This window comes from Lonsdalea populi, assembly GCF_015999465.1.
Taxonomy (GTDB): Bacteria; Pseudomonadota; Gammaproteobacteria; order Enterobacterales; family Enterobacteriaceae; genus Lonsdalea; species Lonsdalea populi.
In genome coordinates, this window is the sequence record NZ_CP065534.1 from 358,950 (window position 1) to 373,565 (window position 14,616).

10 protein-coding genes, 1 tRNA gene and 2 pseudogenes are annotated in these 14,616 nt (G+C 54.0%); 10 read left to right on the top strand and 3 right to left on the bottom strand.

Annotated features, from left to right (window positions below; genetic code table 11):
* The first annotated feature begins 142 nt into the window (after positions 1–142).
* Complete coding sequence (epmA, locus tag I6N93_RS01755; RefSeq protein WP_085687927.1) at positions 143–1,120, top strand: elongation factor P--(R)-beta-lysine ligase; 978 nt, start codon at positions 143–145, stop codon at positions 1,118–1,120.
* Between the two features lie 111 nt (positions 1,121–1,231).
* On the opposite strand, the gene mscM is transcribed toward epmA, so the two are convergent.
* From mscM to rsgA, 3 genes are all read right to left on the bottom strand, one after another.
* On the bottom strand, positions 1,232–4,552 hold the full coding sequence (mscM, locus tag I6N93_RS01760) for a miniconductance mechanosensitive channel MscM (protein ID WP_085687929.1): 3,321 nt from the start codon (positions 4,550–4,552) through the stop codon (positions 1,232–1,234).
* Between the two features lie 6 nt (positions 4,553–4,558).
* On the bottom strand, positions 4,559–5,485 hold the full coding sequence (gene asd / locus I6N93_RS01765; protein ID WP_085687931.1) for an archaetidylserine decarboxylase: 927 nt from the start codon (positions 5,483–5,485) through the stop codon (positions 4,559–4,561).
* Positions 5,486–5,556: 71 nt separating this feature from the next.
* Positions 5,557–6,606, bottom strand: a complete 1,050-nt coding sequence (gene rsgA / locus I6N93_RS01770; protein WP_085687933.1) for a small ribosomal subunit biogenesis GTPase RsgA — start codon at positions 6,604–6,606, stop codon at positions 5,557–5,559.
* Between the two features lie 144 nt (positions 6,607–6,750).
* On the opposite strand from rsgA, the gene orn reads away from it, so the two are divergent.
* The 9 genes and pseudogenes from orn to I6N93_RS01815 all read left to right on the top strand — a co-directional run bounded on the left by orn (position 6,751) and on the right by I6N93_RS01815 (position 14,594).
* Positions 6,751–7,293, top strand: a complete 543-nt coding sequence (gene orn, locus I6N93_RS01775; protein WP_085687935.1) for an oligoribonuclease — start codon at positions 6,751–6,753, stop codon at positions 7,291–7,293.
* Between the two features lie 183 nt (positions 7,294–7,476).
* Positions 7,477–7,552: transfer RNA gene (locus I6N93_RS01780), tRNA-Gly, on the top strand.
* A gap of 270 nt (positions 7,553–7,822) precedes the next feature.
* Positions 7,823–8,116, top strand: coding sequence for a radical SAM protein (locus I6N93_RS17410; protein ID WP_085687937.1), 294 nt, complete (start codon positions 7,823–7,825; stop codon positions 8,114–8,116).
* Positions 8,117–8,493: 377 nt separating this feature from the next.
* A pseudogene (locus I6N93_RS17415) lies at positions 8,494–8,817 on the top strand (SPASM domain-containing protein); the annotation flags it as partial.
* 524 nt (positions 8,818–9,341) lie between these two features.
* Entirely contained in the window at positions 9,342–11,084 is a 1,743-nt protein-coding gene (locus tag I6N93_RS01795) for an alpha-glucosidase (protein ID WP_085687941.1), read from the top strand.
* 240 nt (positions 11,085–11,324) lie between these two features.
* Complete coding sequence (locus tag I6N93_RS01800) at positions 11,325–11,750, top strand: nuclear transport factor 2 family protein (RefSeq protein WP_197669179.1); 426 nt, start codon at positions 11,325–11,327, stop codon at positions 11,748–11,750.
* A 40-nt stretch (positions 11,751–11,790) separates the two neighbouring features.
* Positions 11,791–12,717 (top strand): D-2-hydroxyacid dehydrogenase, encoded by a 927-nt coding sequence (locus I6N93_RS01805; RefSeq protein ID WP_085687943.1) that lies wholly within the window; start codon positions 11,791–11,793, stop codon positions 12,715–12,717.
* 275 nt (positions 12,718–12,992) lie between these two features.
* Positions 12,993–13,333 (top strand): annotated as a pseudogene (gene tssD / locus I6N93_RS01810) (type VI secretion system tube protein TssD); the annotation flags it as partial.
* Between the two features lie 337 nt (positions 13,334–13,670).
* Positions 13,671–14,594 (top strand): LysR family transcriptional regulator, encoded by a 924-nt coding sequence (locus I6N93_RS01815; protein ID WP_085687945.1) that lies wholly within the window; start codon positions 13,671–13,673, stop codon positions 14,592–14,594.
* Positions 14,595–14,616: the final 22 nt, after the last annotated feature.

Here is a 14,616-nt window from a genome sequence, read left to right on the forward strand (position 1 = left end):
CAATTAAAGTAAAAACAGCACTTTTATTGCTTTAATAAATACCTATCCCTACCGATAAAAACGTCTTCAACTGCATATAATTTGTTTGGTCTGACTGATGCGGGTAGACTGCACCCCCTCTTTGACTTTGGAGTAGACCACCATGAGCGAAACGGCAAGTTGGCAACCCAGTGCCCCAATTGCCAATCTGTTGAAGCGGGCGGAGATCATCAACGAAATCCGACGCTTCTTCTTCGATCGCGGCGTGCTAGAGGTGGAAACCCCCGCCATGAGTCAGGCTACGGTCACAGACGTTCATCTGGTTCCCTTCGACACCCAGTATGTCGGGCCGGGTGCTGCGGACGGCCTGAAACTCTATCTGATGACCAGCCCGGAATACCACATGAAACGCCTGCTGGCGGCGGGCAGCGGCCCGATTTATCAGCTGGGTCGCAGCTTCCGTAACGAAGAATCCGGGCGTTTTCACAATCCTGAATTTACGATGCTGGAGTGGTATCGCCCTCACTATGATATGTACCGCCTGATGAATGAGGTGGACGATCTGCTGCAACAGGTGCTGGAGTGCGAAAGCGCGGAAATGCTCACCTATCAGCAGGCTTTCCAGCGTCATCTGGACGTCGATCCGCTCTCTGCCGACAAAGCTCAGCTGCGTGAAGTCGCCGAAACGCTGGGCGTGGGTGACGTCGCTCATCAGGAAGAGGATCGCGATACGCTGCTGCAACTGCTGTTCGCGGTGGGCGTTGAGGTCAATATCGGGCGCGACAAACCGGCCTTCGTCTACCATTTCCCGGCTACGCAGGCGTCTCTGTCTGAAATCAGCACGGAAGACCACCGGGTCGCAGAGCGGTTTGAGGTCTACTTCAAAGGCATCGAGCTGGCGAACGGTTTCCGTGAACTGACCGACAGCGCTGAGCAGCGTCAGCGTTTCGAGCAGGACAACCGCAAACGCGCCGCGCACGGCCTGCCGGTTCAGCTGATAGATGAAAACCTGCTGGATGCGTTGACCGCGGGTATCCCGGATTGCGCCGGCGTAGCACTAGGTATTGACCGCCTAATTATGCTGGCGTTGAAGGCAGAGTCCATCAGCGAAGTGATGGCTTTCCCGGTCGATCGTGCCTAAAACGCAAGCGAGTTAGCGCAAGGCCCAATAAAAACCCGGTGAGGCGTGAAGCCTGCACCGGATTTTTTTATGCACGTCTAACAGGTCGGTGACCCGACACGGGACGGGCGACTAGAGCGCGCCGTCGGTGCGCGTGGCGGAACCGGCGTTACGGCCGTCAATCTGTACGGAGTCCATCCGTACCTGGAACGGCGGGAACGGCATCACCAGATCGTGCTGGCGGTAGCCGTCCAGAATTCGCTGATGAAGCTCATGGCGAAGCGGCATACGGTGCCCCATCTCAGCGGCAAAGATACGCAATTCAAACAGCTGAATCCCCTGACGTAAATCAACGAGGAAGACCTCCGGCGGCGGGTTGTCCAGCACCAGCGAGCAGCGTTTGACGGCATTCAGCAGCAAGTTGGTCACCTCTTCCGTATTGGCATCCGCCGGGGCCGGAATGGTCAGCACCACGCGCGTCACGGAGTCAGACAGCGACCAGTTGATGAACTGTTCGGTGATGAAGGCCTTGTTGGGAACGATGATCTCCTTGCGGTCCCAGTCCGAGATCGTTGTGGCGCGGGTGTTGATACGCATAATACTTCCGGTCAGATCGCGGATCGTCACCGTATCGCCAATACGTATCGGTTTCTCAAACAAAATAATCAGGCCGGAGATAAAGTTGGCGAAGATCTCCTGCAAGCCGAAGCCCAATCCTACCCCCAGGGCGGCGACCAGCCACTGGAACTTGGACCACTCGAGGCCGAGCATAGAGAAGCCGAACATTCCGCCGATCAACAGCAGCACATATTTACTGACGGTGGTGATGGCGTAGCCGGAGCCGGGCGACAGCTCGACGTGCTGCAATAACACCAGCTCCAGCAGCGCAGGCAGATTGCGCATCAGCTGAGTCGTAATAAAGAAGATCAGAATGGCGATCAGCACCGCGCTCAGCGTGATGGGCTGGATAGTCTCGGTTCCGTTTATCGTGCTGGTGGCGTCCCACAGACTGATGTTCTCCAGGAAGGAGAATGCCGAATGTATTTCCGACCACAGCGCCAGCACGGAAACCAATGCAATCAGCGTCAGCACCGAACGCACCAGTTGCAGGGATTTTGCGCTGATGGCGTCCAGATCGACCACCGGCTCTTCAACCACTTCACTGCTGGCTTCATGACTCTGCTGAGTCAACTCCTCCTCGCCGCGCGCCCGGATCGCCAGTATTTCGGCCCGGCGCTGCTTGGCGCGATCGAACGCGATGCGTCGGCGTTGAATCAGCATCCAGCGGCGAATGATGTGATAAATCACCAGCAGGAAGAACCAAATCGCGACTGACTTTTCCAGTCGGGCCAGCAGCGCCTGTGATGTGGCCAGATAACCAAAGCAGGAAGCCAGCACGGCGATCAACGGCATACAGAGCAGTAGATTCCACATGGCGCGGTTCACCGGGTTTTCTCCAGAACCTTCCTTATTCAGATACAGCGGTATTCCTGCACGTTTCAGGCTGGTGGTGACCAGACTGAGCGCCAGGCACAGTAGAATGAAACAGAGGCGTCCCAGCGTGCTGGAAAATTGACGATCGTTGAGATTATCAAAGGTAATCAGCGCCATAATCAAGGGGACGATCAGCCAGATGGAAAGCCGATAGTAGCGCATCGCGCGTTCCACCCGCTTTGGCGACCAGCCGAAATGCACGATGAACAGACCCTGACGGTGCGCAAACGAGGCGCTGATCATCACGGCCCACATCAACGGCACGGTGGCGGTGACGCTATCGCCGATGGCGACGGCGACCGGATAAGGCCACGCATTTTGCAGACCGTAGCCCAGCGCCGCCCACAGGATCGGCAGCGGAATGGCGACCATCACCGACCAGAATACGGTGCGTAGCGTCAACATGAAGTGGTCGAGCGTGACTTTGCCTACGCGTCCGCTGGCGCGTTCCATAAACGCATGGTAGTGACGTCGCGAACTGATGCTGAGCGCGACCAGCATCAGCGCGCCAATCAACGGCAGCAGCGTACTCCAACTGGTGACCATCATCACCATGGCGCTGCTGAGCTGCGTCAGCGTATCCAAAGACAGCAGGCGTGAGAGATCCTGCACCAACTGAAGCGGGTAAGAGAGCGTCAGCGGGTCGACGTCCGCCACCCAGAACAGGTAGCGATGGGCAGCCTCGCGGATCTCAATCAGGGCGTCTTCGAGCTGATTGCTGGCGACCTTAAGCTTGGTCAGCTCCAGAATCTGAGTGTCACAGCCTGAAATCAACGAAGTCAGCAGCTCGCGCTGAGTGCGTAGCTGGTCGTTGAATATTTTCTGCTGAGAGGCGGTGAGCGGAGAGCCGTCATCCTGCTGCGCCTGCTCGCTTTTCGGCAGCTTAGAGAACATATCCTCGTACTGCAGGCGCTGCACCCGCAGCTGGGTCATATCACCATCAAGCAGTTGGGGCTTCGGCATTTCCGGCAGTCGGGCGACCTGCGCCCGCAGCGTTTCGCCCAGCGCAGTAGACGAACCGAGCCACTGGGCCTGTTCGCGCAGCGTACTCAGCGCCTGACGCACCTGTAACGTTTGCGACGTGGCCTGACGTTGCTGCGAGGCGATTAAGTCCATGCGTTGCGCCTGCTGATTCAGCGCCACGGACAATTCACGGTTCACCTGCAACTGGCTGGCGATGGCCGAAGGCAAGTTGCCGCTTTGCTCCGCCAGCAGTTCGGTACGTTCCAGCGCCTGTTCGGCTTCGCGCTGGCGCATACCGTTAAGCGTGCTGCGCAGGGTTTGCAACTGCTCGTCCAGGCGGTCTCGCTGTTTTTTGAAGAGTTCCGCCCGCAGGCGGGAAAGTTCCTGACGATTGCTGGCGGACAGCTGTGCCAGCTCCAGTTCATCGACCCGGCTTTTACTTAGCGCGGCTTCCGCCTGCAACGAAGCAAGCTGCGCTCGCGCCAGCGGCGTGGTGGCAGTGCCCTGCGTTTGGATCCGGCGTTCGACGTCGTTGAGCGCGCGACTGGCTTCCGACTGTTGCTGCGGCAACTGCGCCAGCGAGTCGCTGATTTCCCGCAGGCGATCCTGCTCCATCTGCTGCTGGCGGGATTGTTCCAGCAGTTGGCTACTGGTTTGAACGATCTGCTGTTCGAGTTCGTTAACGGAAAGGTTATGGACGGCGGGCGTCGATTTGGCGTTTTCCGCCGCCAGCTCCTGACGCAGCCCGCGCGTGAGGCGCGGAAAATCTTCGATCACGCGCTGATACTGATCCACCCGTTCGAGAGCGCCTTTGCGCTCATCCAGCATGCGCAGCGCGGATTGCAGCTCTTTGACGATATCTGCTTGATTCGGCTGTGACTTATTCGCTTCCGCCTGCTGTAAATCCTGCCGCAGCTGGGCCTCGCTGGGAAGCTGGGCGGCCAGCGCCGGGGCGGACAGCAGGCATCCCAGCAGAAAGATCAGTATCAGACGCACACTAACTTACCTCTGTAATATCGCGGTTTGAGGCGTATTTCCCGCTGTCGCGGAGACGACGGCGTCCTCGCTTATCGCTTCCGCGAGAGGTTCGCCCATCCGGGTGACGCTTTGGCTGGACAGATTGGTCATCAGCTGCACTGTGCCGGCGGCAAACAGGTTGATAACGGTAGAGCCCAGTTTGAACTGCCCCATTTCTTCGCCTTTATCCAGCGTGATGGCGCCCGTTTCTCCCGCGGCAGGGTAGGTCCAGCGTTTGACGATGCCTTCACGCGGCGGCGTCACGGTGCCGGCCCACACGGTTTCAATACTGCCGACGATGGTCGCCCCCACCAGAATCTGCGCCATCGGGCCAAATTCAGTATCGAACAGGCAGATCACGCGTTCGTTACGGGCGAACAGGTTGGGCACGTTGGCTGCGGTCAGCGGATTAACCGAGAACAGGTCGCCCGGCACGTAAATCATCTCGCGCAACGTTCCGTCGCAAGGCATGTGTACGCGGTGGTAATCCTTGGGCGACAGGTAGGTGGTGACGAACAGACCATCACGGAAGTGGTCCGCCATAATGTAGTTGCCCGCCAGCAGCGCTTCCAATGAATAGGTGTGATGCTTTGCCTGCAATAGCGTGTCGTTTTCGATCGCCCCTAACTGAGAGATCGCGCCGTCGGCGGGTTGCACTAGACGGTGATCGTGCGGATCGACCGGGCGAACGCCGGGACGCAGGGGGCGCGTAAAGAATTCGTTGAACGTCGGATACGCTGCGGTATCCGGCTGCTGGGCTTCCTGCATGTTGACGCGATAAACGCGAACGAACAGGTCGATCACCAGCTTGGTGAGCGCGCCTCCCCGTCGTTCGGCTCCCCAGCCTGCGAGCCGGGTCAGCCAGATTTTCGGCAACAGATATTGTAAAGCGATCTTGATTCTATCCAGCACAGTGAGCCTCTTGGGTTTAGTGATGCGCTAATACTAAAAGCGGCGCATTGTAGCGATGGTGACAATAAATGTCAGTTATCCGAATCGGAAAAGGATTTACGCGTTTTTACCTGAGACAGGCTTTCGAGGATGCGATGGTAGTTTTCAAAACGCTCTGCGGCGATTTCTCCACGCTCCAGCGCGGCCCGTATGGCGCAGCCTGGGTCGGTGCCATGTTTGCAATCGCGGAATTTACAGCTGCCCAGATAGTCGCGGAACTCGATGAAACCCTGCGTGACCTGCTCGGGCTCAAGATGCCATAGCCCGAATTCGCGCACGCCGGGTGAGTCGATCACATCGCCGCCATGCGGGAAGTGGTACAGGCGGGCTGCGGTCGTCGTGTGTTGCCCCAGTCCGGAGTTATCGGACACATCGTTGACCAGGATTTTGCCTTCTTCAGGATAGAGCAGGGCGTTGAGCAGGCTGGATTTGCCGACGCCGGACTGACCGGCAAAGATGCTAATGCGGTTGGTCAATTCGGTTTCCAGCTCCGTCATGCCGTCGCCGATTTTGCTGGAGACCATCAGTACTCGGTAATGCAATGCTCGGTAGATATCCATGACTTCGTCGACGAACTGGCGTGATGCTTCATCCAGCAGATCGATCTTGTTCAGGACGATGAGTGGTTCAACTTCCAGCATTTCGCAGGCCACCAAATAACGGTCGATGATATTGATCGACAGTTCAGGGAGGATGGCGGAGACAATCACGATCTGATTGATGTTGGCGGCGATAGGTTTGACGCCGTCGTAAAAGTCCGGACGCGTCAGTACGGACTCGCGAGGATGTACCGCTTCAACGATGCCGCTGATGCCGGCCAGCGTTTCATTACCGGGTCGCCAGACTACCTTGTCGCCGGTGACCAGCGATTTGATGGTACGACGAATATTACAGCGACGTTGCGTACCGTCGGTGGCCTCCACGTCGGCATGCATGCCGAAGCGGCTAATGATGGTGCCTTCCTGAGCGTCGCCCAATTGGTTGTCATCCCACTCGATTTTGCTGTCTGCATGCTTAAGGCGGCGCTGATGATTCGCGCTGACCCGACGTTGCTGACCTTTTGACAGTTTCTTTTTGCTCACTCAACCTCTCTAGATTCGTGGTTATCGCTCATGACATGAGATATGCCTATAATACACCCTATTTGACTTTAATTAACCGATGCTGAGCGTGTCTGCGAAGCTACGCCAGCTGCGGGTGAAAAGCCTTACAGGAATAGCGATAAAATGGTAAACGAAAATAATCTGATCTGGATCGATCTGGAAATGACGGGACTCGATCCGGAACGCGATCGCATCATCGAAATCGCGACGCTGGTGACCGATGCCCATCTGAACGTACTGGCGGAAGGCCCCACGCTGGCGGTCCATCAGCCGGACAGCCAGCTTGCCCTGATGGATGAATGGAATGTGCGGACGCACACCGGCAGCGGTCTGATCGACCGCGTGAAGGCGAGCACGTATGACGAGAACGCCGCCGCGCAGGCGACGATCGCGTTTCTGCGCCAGTGGGTGCCGGAAGGCAGGTCGCCGATCTGTGGCAATAGCGTAGGTCAGGATCGCCGTTTTCTGTTTCGCTACATGCCGGAGCTGGAATCCTATTTCCATTACCGCTATTTGGATGTCAGTACGTTGAAAGAGCTGGCGCGCCGTTGGAAACCGGAAATTCTGACCGGTTTCAAAAAACAGAATACCCATCAGGCGCTGGACGATATTCGTGAGTCCGTCGCCGAACTGGCTTACTACCGCGAGCATTTTATCCAGCTGTAATGAGCGCGAGCGGAGAACGCAGCGTGAGGTCACCCGTCTGCCGCGGTCATATTTTCCTCACCTTGGCGATTTTCTCCGCGGTTAGAAGAAAATTGCGTTTCAGGGGTTGCGCAACCGAACTTTCCTCGTATAATGCGCTCCCCGTACCGGCAAAGAAATTTCGGTACTGGCAACACCACCCAAGCGGGAATAGCTCAGTTGGTAGAGCACGACCTTGCCAAGGTCGGGGTCGCGAGTTCGAGTCTCGTTTCCCGCTCCAAATTTAGTGTTGCAGAACGCGTTTAGCCTCTGTGACACAGTGAAAAAGGACCTTCGGGTCCTTTTTTCGTTTCTGGCTTTTGTTGCTGATGGCCCCGTCTGCCTCCGCCAGGATGGGGGCGCGGCTTCTTTTTTTCTCGGTTCGGAAACGGCGCCGCCGACGCGTGGTGAATTCTCACCGGCCGTTCGACGGCACGCGTCATTATCTCCGTGTCCACTCGCGCTGCCGCGACCATTACCCTTCCGATGATGTCCTTCACCTGCGGGCGAAATATGTAACTTGAAGACTATTTATTGCTACGACGAATCGGGTTCTCCCCGAAACAATGAATTATCGACGGGAAATATGCTCTCTTTGATTAGGAAAATCAGCAAAGCGGGGGCGACCGATGTTATTTTGATGGGGGGAGAGCCTTTTAAAAGAAACGATATATTTGTCTTCATCGATGAAATAGTAAGGAATAACCTAAGATTCTCTATATTGAGTCATGGCCTTTCGAGTACGACTGAAACGATAGAGTTATTGAAAAAATATCATGTTGTAATTCATGTCCATCAGCCTTGATGGTGCAAACGTGGCCTATCACGAGAGAATGCGCGGGAAAAATGCTTACAAACGGACTATCGAAAAAATCTAATTATTGAAGGAACATGGCGTTAATGTAAGGATTAATCATACTTTAACGACGAAACCACCACTGAATTAGAACAATTCATGAAGTTGATGGAAGAACTGCAGATGAAAAACGTCTATTTCGACCGGTTTGATTATTTTGGCCAAGGGAAGAAAAAAAGGAGTTGGTCATTTCCATCGATGATGGGTTCAAGGTGCGAAAATTGATTGAAAATATTGCGATGATAAGTGTGTCGCCAGTCATGAAACCTATTGGGTAAAGTAATGGATAACTCTTCAGCCGAAATCTTTTCGGCGTCGGTTTCAATCAATGTTGTATAAAATCGATTGGTAATCTAAGTTTTTGTCCTGTCATGCCGGACGAAAAATATATCATTGGTAATATCCTCAACCAGATGTTGAACTCATTGTGGCAAGATCCCAAATGGGAAGACATCAGGCACTCTACCATAGATGCCATCTCTGGTTGCGTCGAGTGTGGAAGCCAAAGCCAATGTCTGGGAGGCTGTAGCTGCAAATCGAAAGCTTATAATCACTATGAACAGTTTACCTCGACGGCTCCCTGGGCTTGTTCACAATTCAAAAACAACACTATTTTCAGTACGAAACCCTCCACAACAGTGTCGGGATGAGAGACGCACCGCGTTTCATCTTAAGGGGCGTGTTCGACATTTTTTCCTCCCTGCGCGGTAAAAAAGCGTTGTATGAAATGCGTCCGCAGGGTACGGGCCCACGTTGACGAACTATCCGTACCAATAAATATCCACTTAACCGAATCATGATGTTGTTATTCGGCGTGCGCGTATCCGTTCTAAATATCTTTTTATATAACGCCAATGAAAACACCCACTATTAATTATTTTTTCTTAAAACTTTTCGAAAAGAATAATTTCGCAGATGGATTAATTATCGATATTTATTATCTTGTCTCATATTGGCAATAAAAATGGTCTGTTGTATTTAATTGTTATTGGAACCTTAAATATGATACGTGTCCATCTTTCTTTAGCAACGCTGTTGCAAGTCTTATTTTTGCTTGTGAAGCCGCTCACATAATAAAGGATTCGTAGTCGTTAACTTTGCCGGAAGCTGCCATCTTTTAACTAGAAACTTTTTTTACATTAGCAGGATATAATCACTGATAGGGAAAGGTACGATGTCGAATTTACCTATGTGTTTGCTGGCTGCGGCGGTGTCATCCGTGGCGCTTGCTCAGTCCGCCGATGCGGCCGAAGAGAAAAGAAAACATGAATGGTGGAAAGAGGTTGTCGTTTATCAAATATATCCTCGTTCATTTAATGACAGCAATGGAGATGGTATTGGCGATCTCAACGGTATCACCGAAAAACTTGATTATCTGAAAACCCTCGGCGTTGATGTAATTTGGCTCAGTCCGCATTTCGATTCGCCCAATGCGGATAATGGCTACGATATTCGTGATTATAAAAAGGTCATGAAAGAGTTCGGTACAATGAATGATTTCGACCATATGCTCAGTGAAATGAAACGCCGAGATATGCGATTGATTATCGATTTAGTGGTTAACCATACCAGTGATGAACATCAATGGTTTAAAGAGAGTCGAAAATCGCAGGATAATCCGTATCGCGACTATTATATCTGGCGAGATGGGCGCAATGGCGAGGTGCCGAATAATTACCCTTCTTTTTTCGGTGGTTCGGCATGGAAAAAAGACAATCAGACCGGCCAATATTATTTGCACTATTTCGCAGAGAAACAGCCTGACCTGAACTGGAAAAATCAACAGGTTCATCAGGAGGTTTACGACATTATGCGCTTCTGGCTGGATAAGGGCGTGTCCGGTTTTCGCATGGACGTGATCCCCTTTATTTCCAAGCAGCCTGATATGCCTGACTTGAGTCCGGCGGAGCTCGCCCATCCGGAAAATGTATTTGCCACCGGGCCGCACATCCATCAATACCTGCATGAAATGAACCGGGAAGTGCTGGCGCCCTATAACGCGATGAGCGTTGGCGAAGCCTACGGGGTAACGTTCGAGGATACGCCCAAGTTTGTCGACACGGATCGCCAGGAATTAAACATGCTGTTCCACTTTGACGTGGTGCGCCTTGACCGCGACGGCTGGCGTAAGACGGACTGGACCTTGCCGCAACTCAAGACCGCCTTGGCGAAAATCGACCGGTCGGGCGCGGGGGGTTGGAATACCAGCTTCCTCGGCAATCACGACAACCCGCGTGCGGTATCGCATTTCGGCGATGACGGCGATGCATGGCGGGAAGTGTCTGCTAAGGCGTTGGCAACACTGATGTTGACCCAACGGGCTACGCCATTCCTCTATCAGGGGGAAGAGCTGGGCATGACCAATTATCCTTTCACCAGCGAGAAGGATTTCGAAGATGTGGAAATCCGGGGATTATGGAAAGCGTTGGTGGAAGGCGGAAAAGTGTCGTCCAAAGCGTTTCTGGAGAATGTGCGCCAGACCTCGCGTGATAACGCCAGAACGCCGATGCAGTGGAGTGCGGCGGCTCAGGGCGGGTTTACGACCGGTACGCCGTGGCTGGCGGTGAATCCCAACTATACGAAAATCAATGCGGAGGCTCAGGTTGACGATCCCCATTCGGTTTACGGTTACCATCGCCGGCTGATTGCATTGCGGCGTCAGACGCCGGCTCTGATCCACGGGGAGTATCGCGATCTGGCGCCGGAACATCCTGACCTTTTCGCTTACACCCGCACGTTAAAGGATGAGCAGTATCTGGTCGCCATCAACTTCTCGCGTGAGACGCAGTCGTGGTCTTTGCCGGCAGGTCAGGAGATTGCCCAACCCGTCATCAGCAACCGGCCGGAAGTCGCCGCCTCGCCGGGTGCCGATCGTCTGACTTTGCAGGCCTGGCAGGCCGCTATTTTCAAATTGTAATCCGTGTATCAAACCGTCACGCCCAGAACTTTGCGGCGTGACGGTTCCCATCGTGTTTCTCCTTTCGTCCGTCAGCGCCGTTTCGCAGAATGAAAGGAGGTTACCTCATCTCCAGACGTTTTTGCTGCTTGATAACGCGCGATGAACTTGCCGCATGGGTGAAAAGGATACGCTGGTTTCCTCGGCCTTTATGACATAAGGTTTGAAGGATTTTTAGCCGCAAACGCGAGTGTGTTATCGATGTCGGTACTCGTCGTGGCGTTATTTAACTATGGCGAGGGTGGGATGCAGGAAGTCAGTAGGGAACGGGTGCGACAATGCGAAGCGCGTTTGCGACAGGCGATGTTGGACTCGGACGTCACGGCGTTGGAAATGCTGCTGGATAACGAACTGATATTCGTCAGTCATTTGGGACAGCCGCTGGGACGAAGCGACGATCTTGATGCGCATCGTTCGGGGCTTATCAACATCCAGGATTTACAGACAACGGATGAGCGAATAGTGATTAAGGGCAACGTCGCTGTTGTGTCCGTGAAAACCCACATTGCCGGCAGCTATGGGGGGCAGCCTGCTGAGGGTGTATTCCGTTTCACTCGGACATGGCTACTCTCGCCGGATTCGGTGAACGGACGTGTGATTGCCGCAACCTCCGTGCTATTGCCCTAGGGGCAAAGGCGTTTCCCTTCTCTTTATAAGGAACCTGACGATGACCTCTATGCTGGTATTGGACTCTCGTGCTGATGAAATCAAGCGTGCTCTTCGTGACGTAGCGTCAGACATTGAACTGATGGTGTCCGACGGAACGGCCAGACAGGCGGCGCAGTACGACATCTGGGTGGGTGAGCCGAAACAGGTTATCGGCCTGCTGGCGCAGGGGGTTCACCCGCAGTGGCTGCAATCCACCTGGGCTGGCTTCAAACCTTATCTGACGGAAGGATTACCACGCGGCTACCGGCTAAGCCGTGCGGTTGGCGTGTTCGGCCAGCCGATTGCCGAATACGTGCTGGCCTATCTTCTCCAGCATGAATTGCATCTGGAGGAACGGCGTGAGAATCAGCGCCAGCGCCGCTGGCAGCCGCGCTTGCCGGGTTCGTTGGCCGGCCGACAGGTACTGATTGTCGGAGCCGGAGACATCGGTAGTGAGGTGGCCGCCTTCCTGCAGCCCTTTGGCATCGAATTGTCAGGCATCGTTAATACGCCGCGGCCGTTGCCTTATTTCAAATATGTCGCGGGGCCGGACGATCTGCCGAGCGCGGTGGCTGGGGCTGATTATGTGATTAATCTGCTGCCGGATACGGCCCGCACAACAGATATTTATAACGCCGACCTGTTCGCGGCGATGAAGTCATCCGCGTTGTTCATTAATGTCGGTCGGGGAACGGCGGTAGTGGAGGACGATTTGCTGTCCGCGCTACATCACGGGCGGATCGCGGGGGCCGTGCTGGATGTCTACAGGCAAGAGCCGCTGCCCGAGTCGCACCCTTTCTGGCGGACCCCCAACCTGACGCTGAGCCCGCATGTCGCTGGCCCCATGGTAACCGCATTGTTAGCGCGACTGCTGGTGGATAACCTGTCTCGCTTTCGTGCGGGAGAATCTTTGCGGGGCGAAGTGGTGTTTACTCAGGAGTATTAATGCTGACGCTCGGCGATGCCGCAGTAGCCAAAAGGTTACCGATAAAAACAGTCTCTAATAGATCGATAAATGAGCGTTCGGTGGTTGCGTCATGCTCAGGTCCGGGATAATTGCCAAATATGCGCAACTTCTTGCTCATTTTCCAGCACAAATCACTTTTTGCGCTATGTTTGCAAACGATCTGCGCAGATATGGGTTAGGGTAAAACCCGTATTTTAAATTACCTTATAAAACAACAGTATAAAAGTTGATATGGCCATTGCGTTGTCAAGCGGGTGAAAGTAAAACCGTTCAACAACAAGGAGCAAGACTATGCCAACCCGTGTTATATCAGCATTGAAGGCAAAACTCAGGGCAACATCACCGCCGGTGCCTTCACTTCCGACTCCGTCGGCAACATCTACGTGCAGGGCCACGAAGACGATATGCTGGTGCAGGAATTTAGGTGACCGTCCCGACCGACCTGCAGTCCGGTCAGCGGGTGCACAAGCCGTTCAAATTCACCGTTGCGCTGAATAAAGCCGTCCCGCTGATGTACAACGCCCTCGCATCCGGCGAAATGCTGCCGACCATGATCCTGAAATGGTACCGCACCTCGGTTGAAGGCAAGCAGGAGCTGACCTTAGCCAAAAATCAGTGCAGTGCTAAATCAGGGATCTTCGTCTGTTAACCAAACAATTTTGCTGGTCTGTCCTGCTATTTCATCAACCTGGACTATGTTTGTCGCGAGATAAGAAAAAACCGCGGCGCGGGTGACATGAGTTTCACGGTGTAGGGGGCCATTTGACAAGAGCCATGCCGCTAGCGCACAGCGCTGAGTCTTTTGCTTGCTTGCAAAATGCAGGATGAATTGACGTGATGAAATTGCTAGAGGGCTATGTCGATGCACCGAGTTTTACATTGACCTCTAACGCTATTTTTATGGAAGGTCATTAGATTAAAAGGAGTTAACCGTGTTTCTGAGACAACTTCATTACCTGGTTGCATTGGCTGAACATCAGCACTTTGCACAGGCCGCAGAGAGTTGCTGGGTTTCGCAACCCTCTCTGTCCGTTGCGCTTCAGCAAATGGAACGTGAGTTGGGCATTACCATTATTCGGCGCGAGCGGCGTTTTCAGGGGTTCACGCCGGAAGGTGAGCGCGTGCTGGACTGGGCGAGAAAAACGCTGTCTTCCTTAGACGGGCTGAAGCAAGAGGCCGCTCTGGCGCGAGCCGTGGCCGGGGGGAATTTAGTGATCGGCACGGTACCTTCGGCGATGCACGCCGTTTCTACGCTGATTAAAGAGTACCGCCGCGTCATACCCAGGCTGAATTTGAAGGTCTTTTCCCTGAGTACGCGCGACATTCTGAATCGGTTGAAAAATCAGGATCTGCATTTGGGCATTGCCTATTCCGGTGTCAGCACCGGAGCCGGGGAGATATACGAATCTCTGTCGCTGTACGCAGAGCGATTCGTTCTGCTGTCCAATAGTGAGGTCGCTCCTCCGGCTGGGGATGCATTCCACTGGGAGGATGTGGGTGAGCTGCCGCTGTGTTTGTTTAATCATGAAATGCAAAATCGGCGGGTCATCGAAGAGGCTTTTCGTAAGGCGGGGGTGACGCCTCAGGTGATCATCGAAACCAACGCGCTCAGCGTTCTATATGAAATGGTGAGCAGCGGGCAAGCCTACAGTATCGCCCCCATCAGTGCGATCCCCGATTATCTGATCGCCAACGGCATCATCGCCCATCCCATTGAATCTCCACCGTTACCGGAAATGAGCTTGCTGCGACTACGTAAGGATAACCAGCCCGCACTGCTAGACTCGGTATGGGGGATGACGAAGCAGTTCGACCTACAGAGCAAAATCGACCAATCCATATACCGAACAGGTTAATAGGGCAGAGCTATTTACAGAT